This is a genomic window from Cytobacillus sp. ABV4_503 (genome assembly GCF_056158445.1).
Genome location: NZ_JBSWTH010000001.1, coordinates 2,362,401 through 2,379,755 on the forward strand (window position 1 = coordinate 2,362,401; position 17,355 = coordinate 2,379,755).

The following is a 17,355-nucleotide window of genomic DNA, read 5'->3' on the forward strand; positions in this document are numbered from 1 at the left end:
AGGGATTTTCCGTCCTTTTCTATTTTACTGTTCCTTCAGCCTGTTCTGCATTGAATTTCCATTCCACCTGCAGTGCATCTCCCTGGAATTCGTTTTGGTCCTCTTCGTTATCCACAAATTCGAATAGCACTAAAATTTTATCGGTTTCCCCAGGGGCCAGGCCATCTGGCACTGTTCCCCCGCCTACAAAGTTATCAATGGCTGTTAAATCCGGAGTTTGTGTCTGCAGTTCATGTAAAGTAGTTTCTGCAACCTGTACGGTTGCGTTAGCCTGATTGTATAAGATTGTGACTTTAATATGCTTGCCGAAATCATCTGCATTTGCAGCCCCATTTAATTTTGCATCCTCCACCTGATAGTTTGTATGCAGCAAGATCTTGGAAATATCAAGAGTACCGCTATTTGTGATGGTAAATTCACGTGAAACCTCATCACCTGGTTTTAAATCGCCAATATTGACGATTGTTTCAGGGTTTACCGCCAAATCGAGGGTACCTGCTGCAAACGTGTTATTCGTAACCTCTGTATCGCTGAAATAAGCGTATGTACCCCCACCCATTAATGAAAAACCTAAAGCAGCTGTCAACAGACCTTTACTTACCTTTTTTGCAAATCCCATGTTTTACTTCCTCCTTTGGATATTATAAATTTATTTAACTCTCATTTGCCTGTGGCAGATAAGAGGCATTACCGATGTATTAAGCATTTTTAGTTTCATATTCTTTAAGAGCCAGAAAAATAGTCCTCGCAGCAGATAGGAGCAGGAGCAGTCCCGGTATAAACAGCAGGAGTGCGGAACCTTCCTTGGATGCTGCAAACTCAGCCGCATAGCCTGCATATGGAAGGGTGAAACCGGTATATTTACCGGTTATATTTTCAGGCTGCACATATTCCATATCCGGTGCGTCATTATTGTCGCCTTTCGTTTGATATAAAACCCCGGATTTCGTTTTCTTTACTTCGACAATTCTATGGGTAATTAATTTATCTCCTGATTTAAAGGTAATAATATCTTCTGTTTTTAGATGTTCTTTACTATCCGGCTGTTTCACTATAATGATGGATCCTGTCATGAAAGTCGGTTCCATGGATCCCGATAAAACAGCTTTTGCCTGATACCCTGCAAGGGAGGGTTCTCCTCCGGATGCTTTTGAGGATATTATCCAAACAGCAAGGATGCAGAGGAGCATCAAACCTGCTGCACGGATACATTTACTCAGTATTTTTAGGGTTTTCTTCATTGACTGTTTCCTCCTCTTCAACCTTCTGCGTTTTGTCCTTGCTGACAGTCTGTTCTTCCGCTGGATTCACTTGTTCTTCCGCTGGATTCGCTTGTTCTTTCTCTGGATTGGCTTTTTCCTCCACTGGCTGTTTGTGTTCAATTTTCTGTTTTTCCAACTCGCTGATAGGAATTTCTATTTTTTCATCCTCATCCATTTTGTTTGTTTTATTGCCCTCTTTTTGCTACTCTTTTTTCAGCTCCTGCCATTTTTGGTTAAAAAGCTGTTCCAGCTCCTGAAGATAAAGAGAATCATTCATTCTCAGAAGGAGCTTGTCTACTTTTAGAAAACCTTCACTTACAAACTCAAATCCTTCCTTTTTTTCTGCTTGCCGTTCCAGTTTTTCCAGTTCAGCTCTTATTCTATGAAGTTCCTCCAAGCTGGCTGTTATCTGTTCTTTTTTTCTCAAAAATTCAGCGGGCGGATCTATTGTCCCATTTAACATCCCGTTCTTCACAAATGCTTCTAAATCGGCATGCTCTTTGAGTATTTGTTCACTGTTTATCCTGGCTTTCTCTTCAAGCCCGTGAATATATGATGGGAACACAAAGGCAGTTGAGATTAAAATAGGCTTTGTCTCTGCCTGGCTTGTAAAGGCAGCTTCTGTTTTCCCGACAAGCTGAGTGCCAGTATAAAAACTCAGGCAGCATAGACACGGCAAAATGAATTTATTCAATCCCTTCTTCATCCCCTGCTCTCCTCTCGAAAAGGTGTCTGTGGAACAAGCATACGAGAGGCCATGTGCAAAGTAAATTGGGTTATTTTGCGGTATTCCAAGGCAAAATACAGGCTATTTTGTTTTCCGAATTCAAGAAAGACAGGCATATCGCTGATCCCTATAACCCAATTGACCATTTGTGGAATTTTCAGAATAATGGACCTTGAAATACCAATCCAAACTAAGAGGTGATCAGTTTGAAAAGAAATCAGTTGAAAATGAAAGTCCTCCCTGCAGTTCTGGCAGCTTCGTTTGCCATCTCGGGACTGTCACTGCCCGCCAAAAATGTGCTGGCAAATGAAGAAATCGTTAAGTATCATCAGGAATTAAAGACGCCTTCCTACATAATTGGGACCTGGCAAGCTCCTGAAGGACTGAGCAAGGAAGAAGCTGTATATGCATTCCTTCAATCAAAGGCGAACTTATTTAAAAATGCGGGCTACGAGGCCAAGGACCAATTCAAAATCATTGATCAATTTAATGATAAGCAAACAAACACACACCATTTCAGAACAGTAGAGCAATACAACGGAATTCCTGTATACGGATCACAGCAGACCATTGCTTTGGACGACAGTAACAATGTGACAGCCTTCTTCGGTAAAGTTACACCAAATCTGGCACGTTCCATTATTCCTACAGAGGCGAAACTGGGCAAAGATGAAGCACTGGAAAAGGTAAAGGAAAGCATTGAAGATAAAATCGGAGAAGTGAAGAGCTATGATGGGATTGAAGGAGAACTTGTTATTTATCCGCATAACGGGCAAAAGCATTTGGCTTATTATGTAACAGCTTCCACCTCAGCCCCGGTCCCGGGGTATTGGCATTATTTTGTAGATGCTGCAACTGGAAACATCATTCATAGCTATAATGCCATCTCGGAACTGACACCATCTTCACCTGAACAGCCTGAGGCACAGCAGACTGCTTCTTCCCAGCCTGCGCCGAAAGCACTTCCGGCTGTGTCAGAACCTGTTCAGGCAAGAGGAATGGATATTTTCGGGACACTTCAATCATTCCAGGCGGTTAAAGACCCGGAAACAGGAACGCACTATTTATTCGATGGGACAAGATCTGAAGGTGTCCATACCTTCAAAGCAAACCGCATGCCTGAAAACGCGTTTATAATCCTTTCAGCTCTTCTTGGAATGACCGGATTCGAGGTGGAAAGCAGAAACAACTTCTTTTATGATCCTTCTGCGGTATCTGCCCATGTGAACGCAGGAAAAGTTTATGACTATTATAAAAAGATACATGGACGGGATTCCCTTGATGGCGATGGGATGAAATTAGTTTCAACTGTCCATATCGGTTCAAAGTGGAATAATGCTGCATGGAATGGGAAGCAGATGCTGTACGGTGATGGTGACGGGACTCGCATGATTTCACTCTCTGGCGGTCTTGATGTGATCGGACATGAAATGACACATGGCGTGATCACCAATACAGCCGATTTAATTTATGAAAATGAATCCGGTGCGATCAATGAATCCATTGCGGATATTTTAGGGGCTTTCGCTGAAAATAAAACAGGCGAAGATCTTTGGTTATTAGGTGAAGATATTTGGACGCCAAATACACCAGGTGACGGTCTTCGTTCGATGAGTGACCCGGGTTCTGTCTATATTGGCGGCTATACAGAATCAGGCTACTATCCTGACCACTACAGCAAACGTTATATAGGAGACCTTGATAAAGGCGGTGTGCATATCAACAGCAGCATCAACAACAAAGCTGCCCACCTGATTACAGATGGAGGCACTCATTACGGTGTTACGGTTACAGGCATAGGAAAAACAAAAGCCGAAAAGATTTTCTACAGAGCACTTACCCATTACCTGGCAGCAAGCTCCGACTTCAGCCAAATGCGCCAGGCAGCCATCCAGGCAGCAAGGGACCTGCATCCGGATCGAAACGGACAGCCTTCAGCTGAGGTAAAGGCCGTTATGGCAGCATATGATGCTGTTGGTGTTCAATAAAATGACCTTCTAAAATAAAGAGAAACTCGCCGCATGTTTGCTGTGGCGAGTTTTTTAATGTGTCTGTATCCTCCTCATAGCTGACAGGATGCCAAATATTACGGTAATGAAATGGGATAAGAAAAATGTATATACATTAAAGTAAAGACTATTTGTGTATTGATTGAACCAGCCAAAACGGTAAATTCTTGATTCCGGGTTATCAGGTGTTCCTCCAAGAGCAGTGATCAGCTCACTTGTGTAATCAATAATTACAATCATCAGCAACACACATCCGGCAAGTGCAAAAAGCAGAATTCCTATTGTGGTTTTACCCTCTTTCACCATCTTTGCTTTTGCCAGCTTAAAAGTATAGATCCAACTGGAAATAAAGACAGGTGTAAAAAGAAAAATCACGAGTATGCCTAAATTTCCATTGCCGGAAACCACATGCGGGCTTACCGTAAAAAGATGCTCTATAAGGTAAAAACCAAAGAATGAAAACAGGAAGCACAGGATCCAAAAGATCATATTTTTACTCAAGAGCAGACACCCTTTTCGTGATTTGCTTCATACTAATCAGCACTATTTATTAGCCCCGCCTTTTTTCATGCTCTCTTCCTACCTCACACTCTCAACCAGCAGGTAAACCCCAGTCAAAATCAATATAATGTATGTAAAAACCTTGAAAAAACGCTGATTGATTTTAACAAATAAAATTTGACCCAGGTATAGACCCAGCAGGACCAGCGGCAAAGCATACAAGCTTGAAAGCCAAATCGTCTTATTGGTCCCTGCAAAGATTATCTGAAATACCAGACTGGCCGAGTAGATAAACAAGTAAAAAGCCAAGGTAGTTCCTCTAAGCCGCTCTTTTTCGGTATCAGTTCCTGAAAAGTATAACAGTAGAGGCGGGCCGGGCATGCCAATGCTTGTTGTCATTATTCCTGACAATCCCCCCACTGAATAATCCCTGCGGCTTGTTTCTTTCACACGGACATTCGCCATCAAAAGGAGCGTTAAAATCAAAATAATGAAACTGACCGCTAACTTCAGCCGGGAAATGTCCAAAAATAAAAAAATGGCAATGCCAACAGGCAGTCCGGCTGCGCTTCCAATTGCGAACCTTTTCAAAACTCCAAAGTCTGTATCCTTCTTGATTTTTGAAAATAAAGCAGCAGAAATGATTAAAGATAAAATCAGATTGATTTGAATGGCTTCTCTAGGTTCAAAAAGAAGCAGCAAGAACGGTGTGGCCAGGATCGAGAAACCAAATCCCGTGCTTGTCTGAAGAATGGATGCAATTAAAATAATAAGGATAAAGAAATAGATTTCCATGTACAAGACCTGCTTTTTACCCTATTTTACCACAGCCCGGAAACAATCTGGCACAACTTTAGCTTTTCCTATACAATAATGGAAGGAATATGCAAAAGTGTGGTGAGTTGATTGTTTAAAGTGCTTTTAATTGAGGATGATGCCTCCCTTTTTACTGAAATCAAAGACCGTCTCTCCCAGTGGTCTTACGAAGTCCATGGTATTCAGGACTTCAGTGGAGTCATGAAGGAGTTTGCCGGCATTCAGCCTGATTTGGTCATTATCGATATCCAGCTTCCGAAGTTCGACGGGTTTCATTGGTGCCGGATGATTCGTTCACATTCGAATGTGCCGATTATTTTCCTGTCATCCCGGGAGCACCCAACAGACATCGTCATGTCCATGCAGCTTGGCGCTGATGATTTTGTCCAAAAGCCCTTCCACTTCGAAGTCCTGATTGCCAAAATACAGGCAATACTTAGACGTGTCTATAACTATAGTGCCGTTCAGAATAACCTCAGGACCTGGTGCGGTGCAGCGGTTGATTTTGAAAAGAATACCGTTACAAATGAGAGCGGCTGCATAGAATTAACGAAAAATGAAATTTATATATTAAAGCTGCTGATAGAAAGAAAAAATCAAATTGTCAGCAGGGATGATATCATTAACAGCCTATGGGATGACAAACGATTCATTAGTGACAATACTCTTACGGTCAATATTAATAGACTCAGGAAGAAGCTTGATGAAATCGGGCTTGGCGCCGGGATCGAAACAAAGGTCGGCCAGGGATACATGGCAATTGAAGAGGATGCCCCGCATGTTTAGGAAATATATCAGGGAAAGGGTAAGCTGGATACTGCTTTTCGGTTTCCTTCAGCTGCTTGCTGCCTTTGTAGTATATATGGACTCGGCCATATCCCTAAAGCCCTTCCTATATTACACCTTTTTATCTGCCATCATTTTCACTGGGTTCATCTTTCTCCGTTATCAAAAGGAAACACGATTTTACAGAGAAGTAGCCGAACGGGAAGATAATTTAGATCTGTCTAGCATACCGGAGTCTGAAAGCCCGTTTGAAAAAATAGTGGAGTCGGGCCTGGTCAGCCAAACCGAACGGTTTAAACAGGAGTTTACCCGGAACTGGACACTTCTCGAGCAGGAAAAAGATGAACTGCTGTCCTGGATTCATGAAGTAAAAACACCCTTGACTGCCATGCATCTCATGATTGACCGGATTGGGGATCAGGATCTTAAATCGTCCCTGACGTATGAATGGCTTCGCATCCACCTTCTTCTTGATCAGCAGCTGCATCAAAAGCGGATTCCTTCTATGGAAAATGACTTGTATATTGAGATGATTCATCTCGAAGACATTCTATTCAGTGAAATCAAATCTCTGCAGTCCTGGTGCATGCAAAAAGGCATTGGCTTTGAAATGGAATTGGAAGAAACAGAAGCTCTGAGCGACGCGAAATGGCTCAGCTTTATCATTCGCCAGCTTTTAACCAACGCTGTAAAGTATAGTGAGAAATCAGACATTTCGATTTCGAGTTCCCAGCATGACTGTAAAATATCATTGAGGATTCAGGATTTTGGCAGAGGCATCGATCAGAGGGATTTGCCGCGAATCTTTGAGAAAGGGTTCACATCTACTGCAAATCACCATGAAAACGCAGCAACAGGCATGGGGTTATATTTAGCCAAAAAAGCCGCAGACCAGCTAAAAATTAAAATCCATGCGGAGTCTTGTATAGGCAAAGGCACCATCATGACACTTGTCTTCCCAACCCGCAATGATTTCGTCAGCATAACAGGCATGTGACAAAAATGTCACATGCTTTTGCTGTTTGTTCGTTCAATCGAAGGAATTACATAGACGTAACCTTCTATACTTAAGCTATCAAAGAAAGGATGGTTACACATGTTTGTACTTGAAGCCAAAAAAATTCATAAAAGCTATGGCAATAAATTTAATAGGCAGGAAGTATTAAAAGGAATTGATTTGAAAATTGAAACGGGTGAATTTGTAAGCATTATGGGCTCTTCCGGTTCAGGGAAGACTACGCTCCTCAATGTACTCTCGTCTATTGACAGTGTTAGCGGCGGAGAAATCAAGATTGAAGAAAAGGAAATGACGAGACTGAAGGAAAAGCAGCTCGCCCAGTTCCGCAAGAAGCATCTCGGATTTATTTTTCAGGAATATAATCTCCTGGATACATTGACAGTGAAGGAAAATATCCTTCTCCCCCTTTCCATCAGCAATACACCCAAAAAAGAAGCTGATGAAAAGTTTGCAGAGGTTGCGGGTGAGCTCGGAATATTCGAGTTAAAGGATAAATACCCTAATGAAATTTCCGGCGGGCAAAAGCAGCGAACTTCCGCAGCACGTGCTTTCATTCATGAACCAAGCATCATTTTCGCGGATGAGCCAACAGGTGCGCTGGATTCGAAATCAGCATCAGACTTATTAAATAAGTTAAGTGACTTAAATCAGAAAAGGAAAGCAACGATCATCATGGTCACTCATGATCCTGTGGCGGCAAGCTTCTGCAGCCGGGTTATTTTCATCAAGGATGGCCAAATTTATACTCAGCTGAATAAGGGTGATCAATCAAGACAGCCTTTTTTCAAGGATATTATGAAAACACAAGGCGTATTGGGCGGTGTGCAGCATGAGCATTAATACGATCATCCTCCGTAATCTGAAAAAGAATCTGAAAAATTATTATCTCTATGTGTTTGCACTCATTTTCAGTGTCGCACTCTATTTCGCCTTTGTTACCCTTCAATATGACCCATCGATGACTGAAGCAAAGGGCTCGATTAAGGGGCAGCAGCAATCAAAACAGCCTCTATCCTGCTCGTGGCTATTGTTTCTATCTTTCTACTGTACGCCAACACTATTTTTATCAAAAGGCGCAGCAAAGAAATCGGGCTTTTTCAGCTGATCGGAATGACAAAAAATGAAATTTTCAGGCTGCTTAGCCTGGAAAATCTCCTGCTGTATTTTGGTTCCTTGATCATTGGGATCTTTATCGGTTTTTCGGTATCGAAATTAATACTGATGGTCCTTTTTAAATTGACAGGTGTTGAAGGAATTGCATCATTGCACTTTTCAAGTGAGGCGCTTTTGCAGACTGTTATCGTCTTTACGGTTATTTATATTTTCATCATGCTGATGAATTTTGTTTTTATCAAAAGGCAAACCATTCTATCTTTATTCAGGGTGGTTTCGATTGCAGAAGGTAAAGTCAAAAAGCTGTCCATTTTGGAAATGATATTGGGCGTACTTGGTTTAGCCCTGATCATAACCGGCTATTATATCTCTTCCCTTTTATTTGGCGGGGATTTCACATCCATGAACGAACTGTTCCTCGCGATGGTTGTTATTCTTGCTTCCGTTATCATTGGAACCTACCTTTTCTATAAAGGATCGGTAAGCTTTATCGCCAGCCTGATCCGCAAAAGGAAAGATGGATACCTGAATGTTAACGAAGTGCTTTCATTGTCCTCCATCATGTTCCGCATGAAATCGAGTGCACTGCTTTTAACGATTATTACAACTGTGTCCGCCCTAGCGATCGGGCTGCTGTCATTAAGCTATATTTCTTACTATTCAGCGGAAAAATCTGCCCGGGATAGCCTCCCCTCCCACTTTTCATTCACTGACAAGGAAGATGCAGGGAAGTTTACCGGGAGCCTTCAAAAAGAGGGATTAGAATATAAGGAAAAAAGTATTGAGTTATTTCATGTGGATGCTAATATGGAGGACATTCTTGATGTCAATCTGGAAGAAATGAATTTTGATTCACCAAATATGATCTTGCCGGTTGTAAGCGAAACATCCATAACTGGCATTAAGCTTTCTCCAAAGGAAACCGTACTTACAGGATATAATGATGCACTGCAGAAGTTCATGACGCTCAAAGACTCAGGAGAACTTGAGTTCCTGGGAAAAACAAACACGATTAAACAAAACTATTTAGGGTTAAAAAAAGATTTTGTTCTTCCGTTTTATTTTACATCAGGCGGGCTGCCGGTTGCTATTGTGGATGAGAAAGTATATGAAGAGCTGAAAGCTGACCTTAATCCTGAAATCCAGGATGAAGATTCGATTTTCATCGGAGTGGATATGAAAAATGAAAGCGATAAGGAAAAAGCCAATACACTCTTCAAAGAGATGGAATTCAGCGGCAGAGCCGATTCCCAGGAAGAGATGAGCACAAGGCAAAAAATGAACATGGGACTGATCATGTTTATTGTAGGTTTTCTCGGCTTAACCTTTCTGGTCACTTCAGGCTGCATTCTATATTTCAAACAAATGGATCAGAGTGAGGATGAAAAACCAAACTATACAATTCTGCGGAAGCTTGGCTTTACACAGGGAGACCTGCTGCGCGGGATTCGTTCCAAAATGGCATTCAACTTTGGAATTCCGCTTATCGTCGGCCTTCTGCACAGCTACTTTGCCGTACAATCCGGGTGGTTCTTCTTCGGAAGCGAGCTTTGGATGCCGATGATCCTGGTTATGGCGCTTTACACGGTGCTTTATTCGATTTTCGGAATTTTGTCTGTGATTTATTCGAAAAAAGTGATAAAAGATGCACTTTAGAACGGAAAAACCGTTCAGGTATGCTTGCCTGAACGGTTTTTGATTTTAGTTATGTTTTATTTGCAGATTTCCAGAGCTTCTTTGCAAGTTTCCAATGTTTGTTTGCAAATTTTCTAAGTTTATTTGCTAATTACCGGATTTGTTTGCAATTTCTTTGGATTTATTTGCAAATTGCCTCATTTTATAACTTTCATTAGCTGTGATTCAACAATTAACTTATCCAGTTCCCGGCTTAATTTTAAGGTCTCTTCATCCGTTAGCCCCCTTGAATGTATGCATTCAATCATAGCCTGCCTGGTTTGTTCAATTGCCTTCAGTAAGTCCACTTTCTTATCCTTCCAGCAGCGGAATTCGGGATTTATACCTATTTACCAGCTCGCGGTTATGCTGTTCTGCTCCGTCTACATTGCCGCTTTTAAAGATAGGCGGTTCAAACCCGTTTTCAATCATCACTTCCACTGCTTCAGCCATCAGGCTGTTTACAATCGCAAAGCCAATAATAGATGAGGCGGAGCCAAACCGGATCCCCAAAGCTGAATGCTCCATCAATGCGTCCCCTGGTTCTATATGATTGTCGATCGCCAAATCCACAGATGAATATAGGTATTTTCCGTTTTTGTGCCGGGAGGATTGTGAATTTGCATAACGAGGGGATGTAATCCCAATGACGAATGCTCCACTCTCTTTTGAAATTTCAGCTACATCGATCGGGACTGGATTCCGTCCTGATGTGGATGCTACAATGACAACATCACCAGGCCGGATATCAGCACTCTCCATGAAGCTTCCCGCAAGATCATTTTGTTTTTCCATTAAAGAGGAACGGACCGCTCCTTTATGAAGCATTAAATCCTCTGCAAAAATAGGCTTAATCGGGGCCAGGCCTCCTGCCCGGTAAAAAAGTTCTTCCCCAAGCATATGAGAGTGTCCGCATCCAAATACATGAATAATTCCATTGCTTTGAATACATTCAGCCAAAGCCTGGGCGGCATTTTTCATTTTTTGACTTTCTTCTTTTTCCAAAATGGTCAATAATTCTTTTATTTCATTCAGATATTTTGCAATCATTGCTACTACCCCATTTATACCGAGACTTTTGATGCACTTAAAGCCGCTTCGTCAGCAATCACTTTCACGTTCGGATGATTTCTTAAGATGGATGCCGGGAATTGTTCATGAACACCATTTCCAAGAAGCTTTTGAATGGCATCTGCTTTTGCTTCGCCTGAAGCAAGAAGAAGGATCTCCCTGCTTTGCATGATTGTTGAGATGCCCATTGTAATGGCTTGAGTAGGCACCTCTTCGATTGTACTAAAAAACCTGGCATTGGCTTTAATAGTAGAATCTGCTAAATCAACAATATGAGTTTTAGATGAAAAAGGCGTTCCAGGCTCATTGAAGCCAATATGCCCATTATTGCCGATCCCTAAAATTTGCAGATCAATGCCGCCATGGTTCTTCAGCTTACTTTCATAATTACGGCATTCTTCTTCCAAATCCTCATGTGTACCGTTGGGGACAAAGGTATTTTCCTTCTGGATGTCCAGATGATTAAACAGTACCGAATCCATAAAATAACGGTAGCTTTGCGGATTTTCCCCAGAAAGACCAATATATTCATCCAGATTAAAAGTTGTCACATCTTTATATGATGTTTTGCTGCTCTGGTGATCTTCAATCAGCCTTTTATAGGTTCCGACAGGAGTGCTTCCGGTTGCCAATCCCAGTATGGCTTCAGGATGCTTTCGGACCTTCCTGATGATATAATCTGCTGCAGCTTTACTCATTTCTTCATAACTGGTTACTTTAATAATCTCCATTATGAGTTCCTCCTTGCTTAAAAAGCTGAATAAGAATATATTTGCACGTTTAAATGCAAAATATAGTAATTAAATAAACCCATTTATATTAAATATCGTATCACCGTAAAGTATAGTTGTCTATACCAATTATATTGTTAGAAAAGTCTTAACATAATAATGAAAATCCTTCTCTTTAGAATTTTTTCTTTCAAAATGGTATAGACAACTATATTTATATTTTGGTATGATTACGACAGTTTAGTAAAACGCTTTCTTATTCATTATTTTTTATTAAGGAGAGATCAATATGTTAGGATTCTTACAAAGAATTGGTAAAGCATTAATGCTTCCGATTGCCGTCCTGCCTGCCGCCGGTCTTCTGCTCCGCTTTGGACAAGATGATTTATTGGGCATTCCGTTTATCGCAAATGCCGGCAATGCCATTTTCGCCAACCTGGCACTTATTTTTGCCATCGGGGTTGCGATGGGATTCGCGAAGGACAATAATGGAGCAGCTGCCCTTTCAGGCGCCATCGGTTTTCTTGTATTAACCGAAGGGGCAATTGCCATCGATGAAAATATAAATATGGGAGTACTGGGCGGGATTATTGCCGGTATTATTGCTGGTTTATTATATAACCGCTTCCATGATATTAAACTGCCGGATTGGCTCGGTTTCTTCAGCGGCCGCCGCTTCGTTCCGATTATTACTTCCGTAACGATGATTCTTCTGGCTGCCATCGCAGGTTTTGCCTGGCCTCCAATCCAGGGTGCAATCGATTCACTGGGCAACTGGATTATTGGTCTCGGCGCATTGGGATCAGGTCTATTTGGATTCTTAAACCGCCTGCTTATTCCATTGGGTCTTCATCACGTATTGAACAGTTTATTCTGGTTCCAGTTTGGCGAATTTGAAGGAGTAAATGGAGATATTGCCCGCTTCTTCGCCGGAGACCCATCAGCAGGCGCTTACATGACTGGATTCTTCCCTGTTATGATGTTCGGTCTTCCAGCTGCAGCATTTGCAATCATTGCAACAGCCAAGCCTGAAAAAAGAAAAGCTGTATCAGGAATGTTCATCGGTCTTGCGCTGACTTCATTCCTGACTGGTATTACAGAGCCAATCGAGTTCTCATTTATGTTTATTGCACCGCTTCTATATGGAGTGCACGCCATCTTAACCGGGGTTTCCATGTGGGTTACCTCTCTATTGGGCATCCGCGATGGTTTCACATTCTCAGCTGGCGCACTCGATTTTGCCCTGAACTTTAATATCGCTGAAAAGCCGCTGCTGCTTTTGGGAATTGGCGTCATCTACGCTGTTCTTTACTTCGTTATCTTCTACGCGTTAATAAAAGCGCTAGACCTGAAAACGCCTGGCCGTGAAGAGGACGAAGAAATCGTGGAAGATGAAGATGAACCTGTATCATCCGGCAGCAACAAGTACGAAGTCATGGCCAGCCACTTTATCAAAGATATTGGCGGTGCTGACAACATCACTTCCATTGATAACTGTGCGACACGTCTTCGCTTAAATATTGCTGATATGGAAAAAGTTAAAGAAAGTGCACTGAAGGCACATGGTGCTAAAGGAATCATGAAATTAAGCAAGACTAACCTTCAGATCATTGTTGGAACAGATGTAGAGTTTGTAGCAGATGAAATGAAGAAAATAAAGAAGTAATGATAAAAAAAACAGTGTCCCCTTCCGGACACTGTTTTTCTTATAGCAGCTTAATATCAGGAGGAAGCTTTGCAGAGCAGAGTATTTCCAGCTCCTTTATGCGCATTAAATTGTAAGAAGACCCCTCCATAAGCAATTGATCCGCAAATGCCGGATGGCACATGACTTCCACTGTTTCCCCGTCTTCTGCCTTATCTGCCAGCCTGCTGAAAAAGTCTTCCTGAATGCCATCTCCGTAAAAATCGAATAAGCATCTGTGAGAATAGCTTTTGACCCCTTCAATCACTTGCACGCCATTTACTCTGAAAGGGAGATCGTATTTTTTGGACAGGTATTGAACCACTGGGAGAAACTCTTCGCGTGTATGAACGTGGTGATGGCTATCCAAATGGGAAGGCGGAAGGCCAGCCCCGATAAAACGGTCAATTTGTGCAGACCACTCAAGCTCGAGCTCTTCTGCTGATATTCCGTCCAAATCTGCCTGAGATCTGAAGTATCCATCTTTATTCGTTAAAGTTTTTAAATCGGATAATAGCGGCTTCCCGCATGTGAGGACTAAATGGACGCCAGTTCGTAAACCCGGGTATTGCCTGGCCATTGCCAGGGCCTGCTCTGTTCCGGGCATGTTCATCATCATGGTGGCGGAATTAACAATTCCAAATAGATGGCTGTGCAAAATTCCATAGTTAACTCCGGGACTATAGCCGAAATCATCAGCATTGACGATGAGTTTGATCATGGTTATTTTCCTCCGGTAGCATAGCTGCAAGGCAGCACGAAACGATCTGCTGCCCTGCCAATTTTTACTTTAATTGCTCTGTTCGCATTTTTTATTGCGCTTTATTTACTTCATTTGCGTCTTCCGCTTGCTTAGGACCTGATTGCATTTTGCGCTGTTCTGTTTCTTTATTGCACCGATATTTACGTCATTTGCGTCTTCCATTTGCTTTTTTGCAATCTCGGGACCTGGCTGCGTCGTGAATTATAGAAATTGCGGCAAATAGGCACGATGGGCTTCGAGCATTTCATCAAGGATCTTTTTAGCTGTTTTATCGGAACCCACCAGCGGATTGATTGTCAGTGCCAGTAAAGCAGTATTGTAATCACCACTCAGGGCCGCTTCTATGGTCACCCTCTCAAAGGATTTAATAGATTGAACCAGCCCTCTGACTGCAACCGGGAGTTCACCGACCGCTATCGGCTTCGGTCCATCCTTCGTTATTACGCAGCTGACTTCAACAGCTGAATCAGACGGAAGGCCTGCAATGGCACCATTATTCCGGGTGTTAACCGGCTGTATATCCCTTTTATCAGTATATATCGAATGAATCAGCCTGCATGCTGCATCACTATAGTATGCCCCTCCCCTTTTTTCCAGCTGAGGAGGCTTTTCAGCAAGATCTGGATTCTGATATAACTGGAACAGCTCTTCCTCGAGCTTTTTAACCACTTCAGCCCGGGTTCCGCCTTCTGATGCTGCCTTGACTTCTTCTTCCACCATTTCACGTGTTTTATAATAATAATTATGGTAAGGACAAGGAAGTACATTTAATGCCTGCAGAAATTCCGGTTCCCATCCCATTGCGTGGATATTTTTCATCGTGATCGAATGTTCTTTGTCCGTAAGCATTTTCAGCAGCTTTTCCTTGACGCTTACTCCATCGGCATAGACATCAAGTCCGTAGACAAGGTGATTAAGTCCGGCAAAATCAATCCTTACTCTGCTGTGTTCCACGTTCAATAAGTGGGCTGCCCCCATCTCCATCCCAATCGGCACGTTGCATAAACCAACCACTTTTTTGATATTGCTGTACCGCAGGACTGCTTCTGTTATCATTCCTGCGGGATTGGTAAAATTGATGAGCCATGCATTGGGGCACAATTCCTCCATTTCACGGCAGATCTCCATAATGACTGGAATCGTTCTGAGTGCCTTGAAAAATCCTCCCGGGCCATTCGTTTCCTGGCCCAGGACTCCATATTTCAGCGGAATTCGCTCGTCTTTTGCTCTAGCATCCAAAAGCCCGACACGGAATTGGGTTGTAACAAAATCGGCATTCGTAAGCGCTTTTTTCCTATCTAATGTAAGCTGAATCTGTATGGGAACCCCGGCTTTTTCAACCATCCGTTTCGCTAATTGGCCAACTATCTCGAGCTTATTCCTTCCTTCCTCCACATCAACAAGCCAAATTTCCCTGACAGGCAATTCCTGATGTCTTTTAATAAAGCCTTCAATTAATTCAGGTGTATAGCTTGAACCTCCGCCTATTACAGCTATTTTTATACTATCTGGTTGCTTTGCCATTCGTTACCCTCTCTTAGTTAAGTTTCTTGTATAAGTCGATAAATTCCTGCGCCATGTCTTTGACAGTCAGGGCATTCATCAAATGATCCTGGGCATGGACAAGAATGATGGGCAGATCGATTTGATTCCCGGATGCCTCGCCCTGAATTAACTCAGTTTGATGTCTGTGTGCCAGCACAAACTCCTCCTCTGCCTCCCGGATTTTTGCTTCCGCTGCTTCGAACTTTCCGGCCTTTGCTTTCTGGATGGATTCCATTGCCAGACTTCTGGCATTCCCGCTGTGCAAAATAAGCTGAAATGATATTTGATAAAGCTTTTCTTTATCCATTCATTAACCCGCCTAACCTTGAATTGTTGGTGTTTGTTCCGGCTGCACCTGCTTCAGTTTCTTTTCGTCCATTTTCCCTGTTATATAGACGAATGGAAGATAGATGACAATGGAAATAGCTAAATTCACAAGTGCCAGCACTGCACCGGAAATATGTCCTCCTGTAGCAAGATAGCCGCCAATTCCTGCAGGCGTCACCCAAGGGATGCTTGCCACAACGACCGGATAAACAAGGCCCCATTTTATAGCAAGATATGCCACTACAGTCATAATGACTGGTGCTGAAATAAATGGTATTAGCCAGATTGGATTTAACACGATCGGAAGACCGAATAATAATGGTTCATTGATTTGGAAGATTCCTGGCGGCGTTCCCAATGCCAGCATTTGCTTGTGCCTCTTTCGTCCTGCAATAAACATGGCAATGATAAGGCCCAGCGTTGCCCCGGAGCCGCCTAGATATACGAAGGCATCCAGGAAAGGACCTGCCAAAATGGCATACTTATCAAGATCCGCCACACCCTGAGCATACAAATCTGTATTTTTGGTTCCGAGAGATGTGAATAAAGGCGTTGTAACACCTCCAAGAATATTAGGCCCATGGAGACCAACCGCCCAGAAGCCATGCACCAGAAAGACAATAAGGATCGCAAATGGCAATGAATCAGCTGCATTTGTCAAAGGTGCGACCAGGGTAGCATTGAGCCAGTCATTCAAAAATTCCCCATTTGTCATTTTTCTGAACAGTAGGCCTGCCACCCCAAATACGAAAATCGTCAGCATGCCCGGCACCAATTTGGCAAAAGCCCCTGCGACAGCTGGAGGGACTCCATCCGGCAATTTGATAATAAACGCTTTTACTCTAGTCAGTCGTATAAATAATTCGGTTGCAAGAAGGGCTACCACAATCCCTGTAAACAAAGCCGTAGCATTAAAGTATCCATAGCCTATGAACCCCCAGACACCTTCTGTATCAGGCACCTGGCCAACCTGAGGGATTAAGAGGAAGAAGCATGCTGCAGCAACCAGCATCGCCTCGAATCCATCATCCCCATAGGATTTGGCAAGCCTGTGGGATATGCCAAACACGGCGAATATGGTTAAAAAGGCAAACGTGCCCCACCAGATATCTCCGCCCAGTGTTTTCCAGGATTCGCCGAAAATGCCTTCCATGAGTCTGCCGTACGGCTTAATGATTTCCCCCAAATTATTAAATAGAACAGCAAATGATCCTACCATCGTGATGGCGATCATCCCGATCAAGGCATCCCGGATAGCAAGCAAATGCCTGTTATTGCCGAATTTCATAGCATAAGGCATGATATATTTCTCAATAAACGTCATCATC

18 protein-coding genes and 1 pseudogene are annotated in these 17,355 nt (G+C 42.7%); 6 read left to right on the top strand and 13 right to left on the bottom strand.

What is annotated here, in order from left to right; genetic code table 11:
- Positions 1–19: 19 nt before the first annotated feature.
- From ACXAD1_RS11865 to ACXAD1_RS11880, 4 genes are all read right to left on the bottom strand, one after another.
- Positions 20–619, bottom strand: coding sequence for a TasA family protein (locus ACXAD1_RS11865; protein ID WP_474910101.1), 600 nt, complete (start codon positions 617–619; stop codon positions 20–22).
- A gap of 79 nt (positions 620–698) precedes the next feature.
- Positions 699–1,241, bottom strand: coding sequence for a signal peptidase I SipW (gene sipW, locus ACXAD1_RS11870; RefSeq protein ID WP_370224868.1), 543 nt, complete (start codon positions 1,239–1,241; stop codon positions 699–701).
- The gene (locus ACXAD1_RS11875; protein WP_474910102.1) at positions 1,213–1,437 is read right to left on the bottom strand and encodes a hypothetical protein; all 225 of its coding nucleotides are present in this window, start codon (positions 1,435–1,437) and stop codon (positions 1,213–1,215) included. Before ACXAD1_RS11875 ends, sipW begins: the two co-directional genes overlap by 29 nt.
- 27 nt (positions 1,438–1,464) lie before the next feature.
- Complete coding sequence (locus tag ACXAD1_RS11880; protein ID WP_474910103.1) at positions 1,465–1,968, bottom strand: DUF4047 domain-containing protein; 504 nt, start codon at positions 1,966–1,968, stop codon at positions 1,465–1,467.
- Between the two features lie 242 nt (positions 1,969–2,210).
- Between ACXAD1_RS11880 and ACXAD1_RS11885 the strand changes: the two genes are divergently transcribed.
- Positions 2,211–3,977 (top strand): M4 family metallopeptidase, encoded by a 1,767-nt coding sequence (locus ACXAD1_RS11885; protein ID WP_474911300.1) that lies wholly within the window; start codon positions 2,211–2,213, stop codon positions 3,975–3,977.
- Between the two features lie 54 nt (positions 3,978–4,031).
- Here ACXAD1_RS11885 and ACXAD1_RS11890 read toward each other — a convergent pair whose 3' ends face one another.
- Positions 4,032–4,499 (bottom strand): hypothetical protein, encoded by a 468-nt coding sequence (locus ACXAD1_RS11890; RefSeq protein WP_474910104.1) that lies wholly within the window; start codon positions 4,497–4,499, stop codon positions 4,032–4,034.
- Between the two features lie 78 nt (positions 4,500–4,577).
- Positions 4,578–5,294 carry a sulfite exporter TauE/SafE family protein gene (locus ACXAD1_RS11895; protein WP_474910105.1) on the bottom strand — a complete coding sequence of 239 codons (717 nt, stop codon included), beginning with the start codon at positions 5,292–5,294 and terminating at the stop codon, positions 4,578–4,580.
- Positions 5,295–5,405: 111 nt separating this feature from the next.
- On the opposite strand from ACXAD1_RS11895, the gene ACXAD1_RS11900 reads away from it, so the two are divergent.
- The 4 genes and pseudogenes from ACXAD1_RS11900 to ACXAD1_RS11915 all read left to right on the top strand — a co-directional run bounded on the left by ACXAD1_RS11900 (position 5,406) and on the right by ACXAD1_RS11915 (position 9,888).
- Positions 5,406–6,101, top strand: coding sequence for a response regulator transcription factor (locus tag ACXAD1_RS11900; protein WP_474910106.1), 696 nt, complete (start codon positions 5,406–5,408; stop codon positions 6,099–6,101).
- On the top strand, positions 6,094–7,098 hold the full coding sequence (locus ACXAD1_RS11905; RefSeq protein ID WP_474910107.1) for a sensor histidine kinase: 1,005 nt from the start codon (positions 6,094–6,096) through the stop codon (positions 7,096–7,098). Before ACXAD1_RS11900 ends, ACXAD1_RS11905 begins: the two co-directional genes overlap by 8 nt.
- A gap of 99 nt (positions 7,099–7,197) precedes the next feature.
- On the top strand, positions 7,198–7,959 hold the full coding sequence (locus ACXAD1_RS11910; RefSeq protein ID WP_474910108.1) for an ABC transporter ATP-binding protein: 762 nt from the start codon (positions 7,198–7,200) through the stop codon (positions 7,957–7,959).
- A pseudogene (locus ACXAD1_RS11915) lies at positions 7,949–9,888 on the top strand (ABC transporter permease). Before ACXAD1_RS11910 ends, ACXAD1_RS11915 begins: the two are co-directional and overlap by 11 nt.
- A 176-nt stretch (positions 9,889–10,064) precedes the next feature.
- On the opposite strand, the gene ACXAD1_RS11920 reads toward ACXAD1_RS11915, so the two are convergent.
- Genes ACXAD1_RS11920 through nagB form a run of 3 tightly spaced genes read right to left on the bottom strand, consistent with a single transcriptional unit; the run spans position 10,065 to position 11,708 of the window.
- Positions 10,065–10,214, bottom strand: a complete 150-nt coding sequence (locus tag ACXAD1_RS11920; protein WP_312886177.1) for an aspartyl-phosphate phosphatase Spo0E family protein — start codon at positions 10,212–10,214, stop codon at positions 10,065–10,067.
- 4 nt (positions 10,215–10,218) lie between these two features.
- The gene (locus ACXAD1_RS11925; RefSeq protein WP_474910109.1) at positions 10,219–10,956 is read right to left on the bottom strand and encodes an SIS domain-containing protein; all 738 of its coding nucleotides are present in this window, start codon (positions 10,954–10,956) and stop codon (positions 10,219–10,221) included.
- 14 nt (positions 10,957–10,970) lie between these two features.
- Positions 10,971–11,708 (bottom strand): glucosamine-6-phosphate deaminase, encoded by a 738-nt coding sequence (gene nagB, locus ACXAD1_RS11930; RefSeq protein WP_370224857.1) that lies wholly within the window; start codon positions 11,706–11,708, stop codon positions 10,971–10,973.
- A gap of 289 nt (positions 11,709–11,997) precedes the next feature.
- On the opposite strand from nagB, the gene nagE reads away from it, so the two are divergent.
- Positions 11,998–13,374 (top strand): N-acetylglucosamine-specific PTS transporter subunit IIBC, encoded by a 1,377-nt coding sequence (gene nagE / locus ACXAD1_RS11935; RefSeq protein WP_206839459.1) that lies wholly within the window; start codon positions 11,998–12,000, stop codon positions 13,372–13,374.
- A gap of 40 nt (positions 13,375–13,414) precedes the next feature.
- Here the strand turns inward: nagE and chbG are convergent, their stop codons facing one another.
- The 4 genes from chbG to ACXAD1_RS11955 all read right to left on the bottom strand — a co-directional run bounded on the left by chbG (position 13,415) and on the right by ACXAD1_RS11955 (position 17,354).
- On the bottom strand, positions 13,415–14,113 hold the full coding sequence (gene chbG / locus ACXAD1_RS11940; protein ID WP_370224856.1) for a chitin disaccharide deacetylase: 699 nt from the start codon (positions 14,111–14,113) through the stop codon (positions 13,415–13,417).
- 243 nt (positions 14,114–14,356) lie between these two features.
- On the bottom strand, positions 14,357–15,679 hold the full coding sequence (locus tag ACXAD1_RS11945) for a 6-phospho-beta-glucosidase (protein ID WP_474910110.1): 1,323 nt from the start codon (positions 15,677–15,679) through the stop codon (positions 14,357–14,359).
- A 13-nt stretch (positions 15,680–15,692) separates the two neighbouring features.
- Positions 15,693–16,007: a PTS sugar transporter subunit IIA gene (locus ACXAD1_RS11950; RefSeq protein WP_206839456.1), complete on the bottom strand. Its 315-nt coding sequence runs from the start codon at positions 16,005–16,007 to the stop codon at positions 15,693–15,695.
- A gap of 12 nt (positions 16,008–16,019) precedes the next feature.
- Complete coding sequence (locus ACXAD1_RS11955; protein WP_474910111.1) at positions 16,020–17,354, bottom strand: PTS sugar transporter subunit IIC; 1,335 nt, start codon at positions 17,352–17,354, stop codon at positions 16,020–16,022.
- Between the last annotated feature and the right edge of the window lies 1 nt (position 17,355).

Coding starts and splice junctions, on each gene's coding strand:
- chbG (WP_370224856.1), bottom strand. CDS start 14,113: ATGATCAAACTCATCGTCAATGCTGATGATTTCGGCTATAGTCCCGGA.
- ACXAD1_RS11880 (WP_474910103.1), bottom strand. CDS start 1,968: ATGAAGAAGGGATTGAATAAATTCATTTTGCCGTGTCTATGCTGCCTG.
- ACXAD1_RS11895 (WP_474910105.1), bottom strand. CDS start 5,294: ATGGAAATCTATTTCTTTATCCTTATTATTTTAATTGCATCCATTCTT.
- ACXAD1_RS11875 (WP_474910102.1), bottom strand. CDS start 1,437: ATGGATGAGGATGAAAAAATAGAAATTCCTATCAGCGAGTTGGAAAAA.
- ACXAD1_RS11905 (WP_474910107.1), top strand. CDS start 6,094: ATGTTTAGGAAATATATCAGGGAAAGGGTAAGCTGGATACTGCTTTTC.
- ACXAD1_RS11925 (WP_474910109.1), bottom strand. CDS start 10,956: ATGATTGCAAAATATCTGAATGAAATAAAAGAATTATTGACCATTTTG.
- sipW (WP_370224868.1), bottom strand. CDS start 1,241: ATGAAGAAAACCCTAAAAATACTGAGTAAATGTATCCGTGCAGCAGGT.
- ACXAD1_RS11910 (WP_474910108.1), top strand. CDS start 7,198: ATGTTTGTACTTGAAGCCAAAAAAATTCATAAAAGCTATGGCAATAAA.
- ACXAD1_RS11945 (WP_474910110.1), bottom strand. CDS start 15,679: ATGGCAAAGCAACCAGATAGTATAAAAATAGCTGTAATAGGCGGAGGT.
- ACXAD1_RS11955 (WP_474910111.1), bottom strand. CDS start 17,354: ATGATGACGTTTATTGAGAAATATATCATGCCTTATGCTATGAAATTC.
- ACXAD1_RS11865 (WP_474910101.1), bottom strand. CDS start 619: ATGGGATTTGCAAAAAAGGTAAGTAAAGGTCTGTTGACAGCTGCTTTA.
- ACXAD1_RS11950 (WP_206839456.1), bottom strand. CDS start 16,007: ATGGATAAAGAAAAGCTTTATCAAATATCATTTCAGCTTATTTTGCAC.
- nagB (WP_370224857.1), bottom strand. CDS start 11,708: ATGGAGATTATTAAAGTAACCAGTTATGAAGAAATGAGTAAAGCTGCA.
- nagE (WP_206839459.1), top strand. CDS start 11,998: ATGTTAGGATTCTTACAAAGAATTGGTAAAGCATTAATGCTTCCGATT.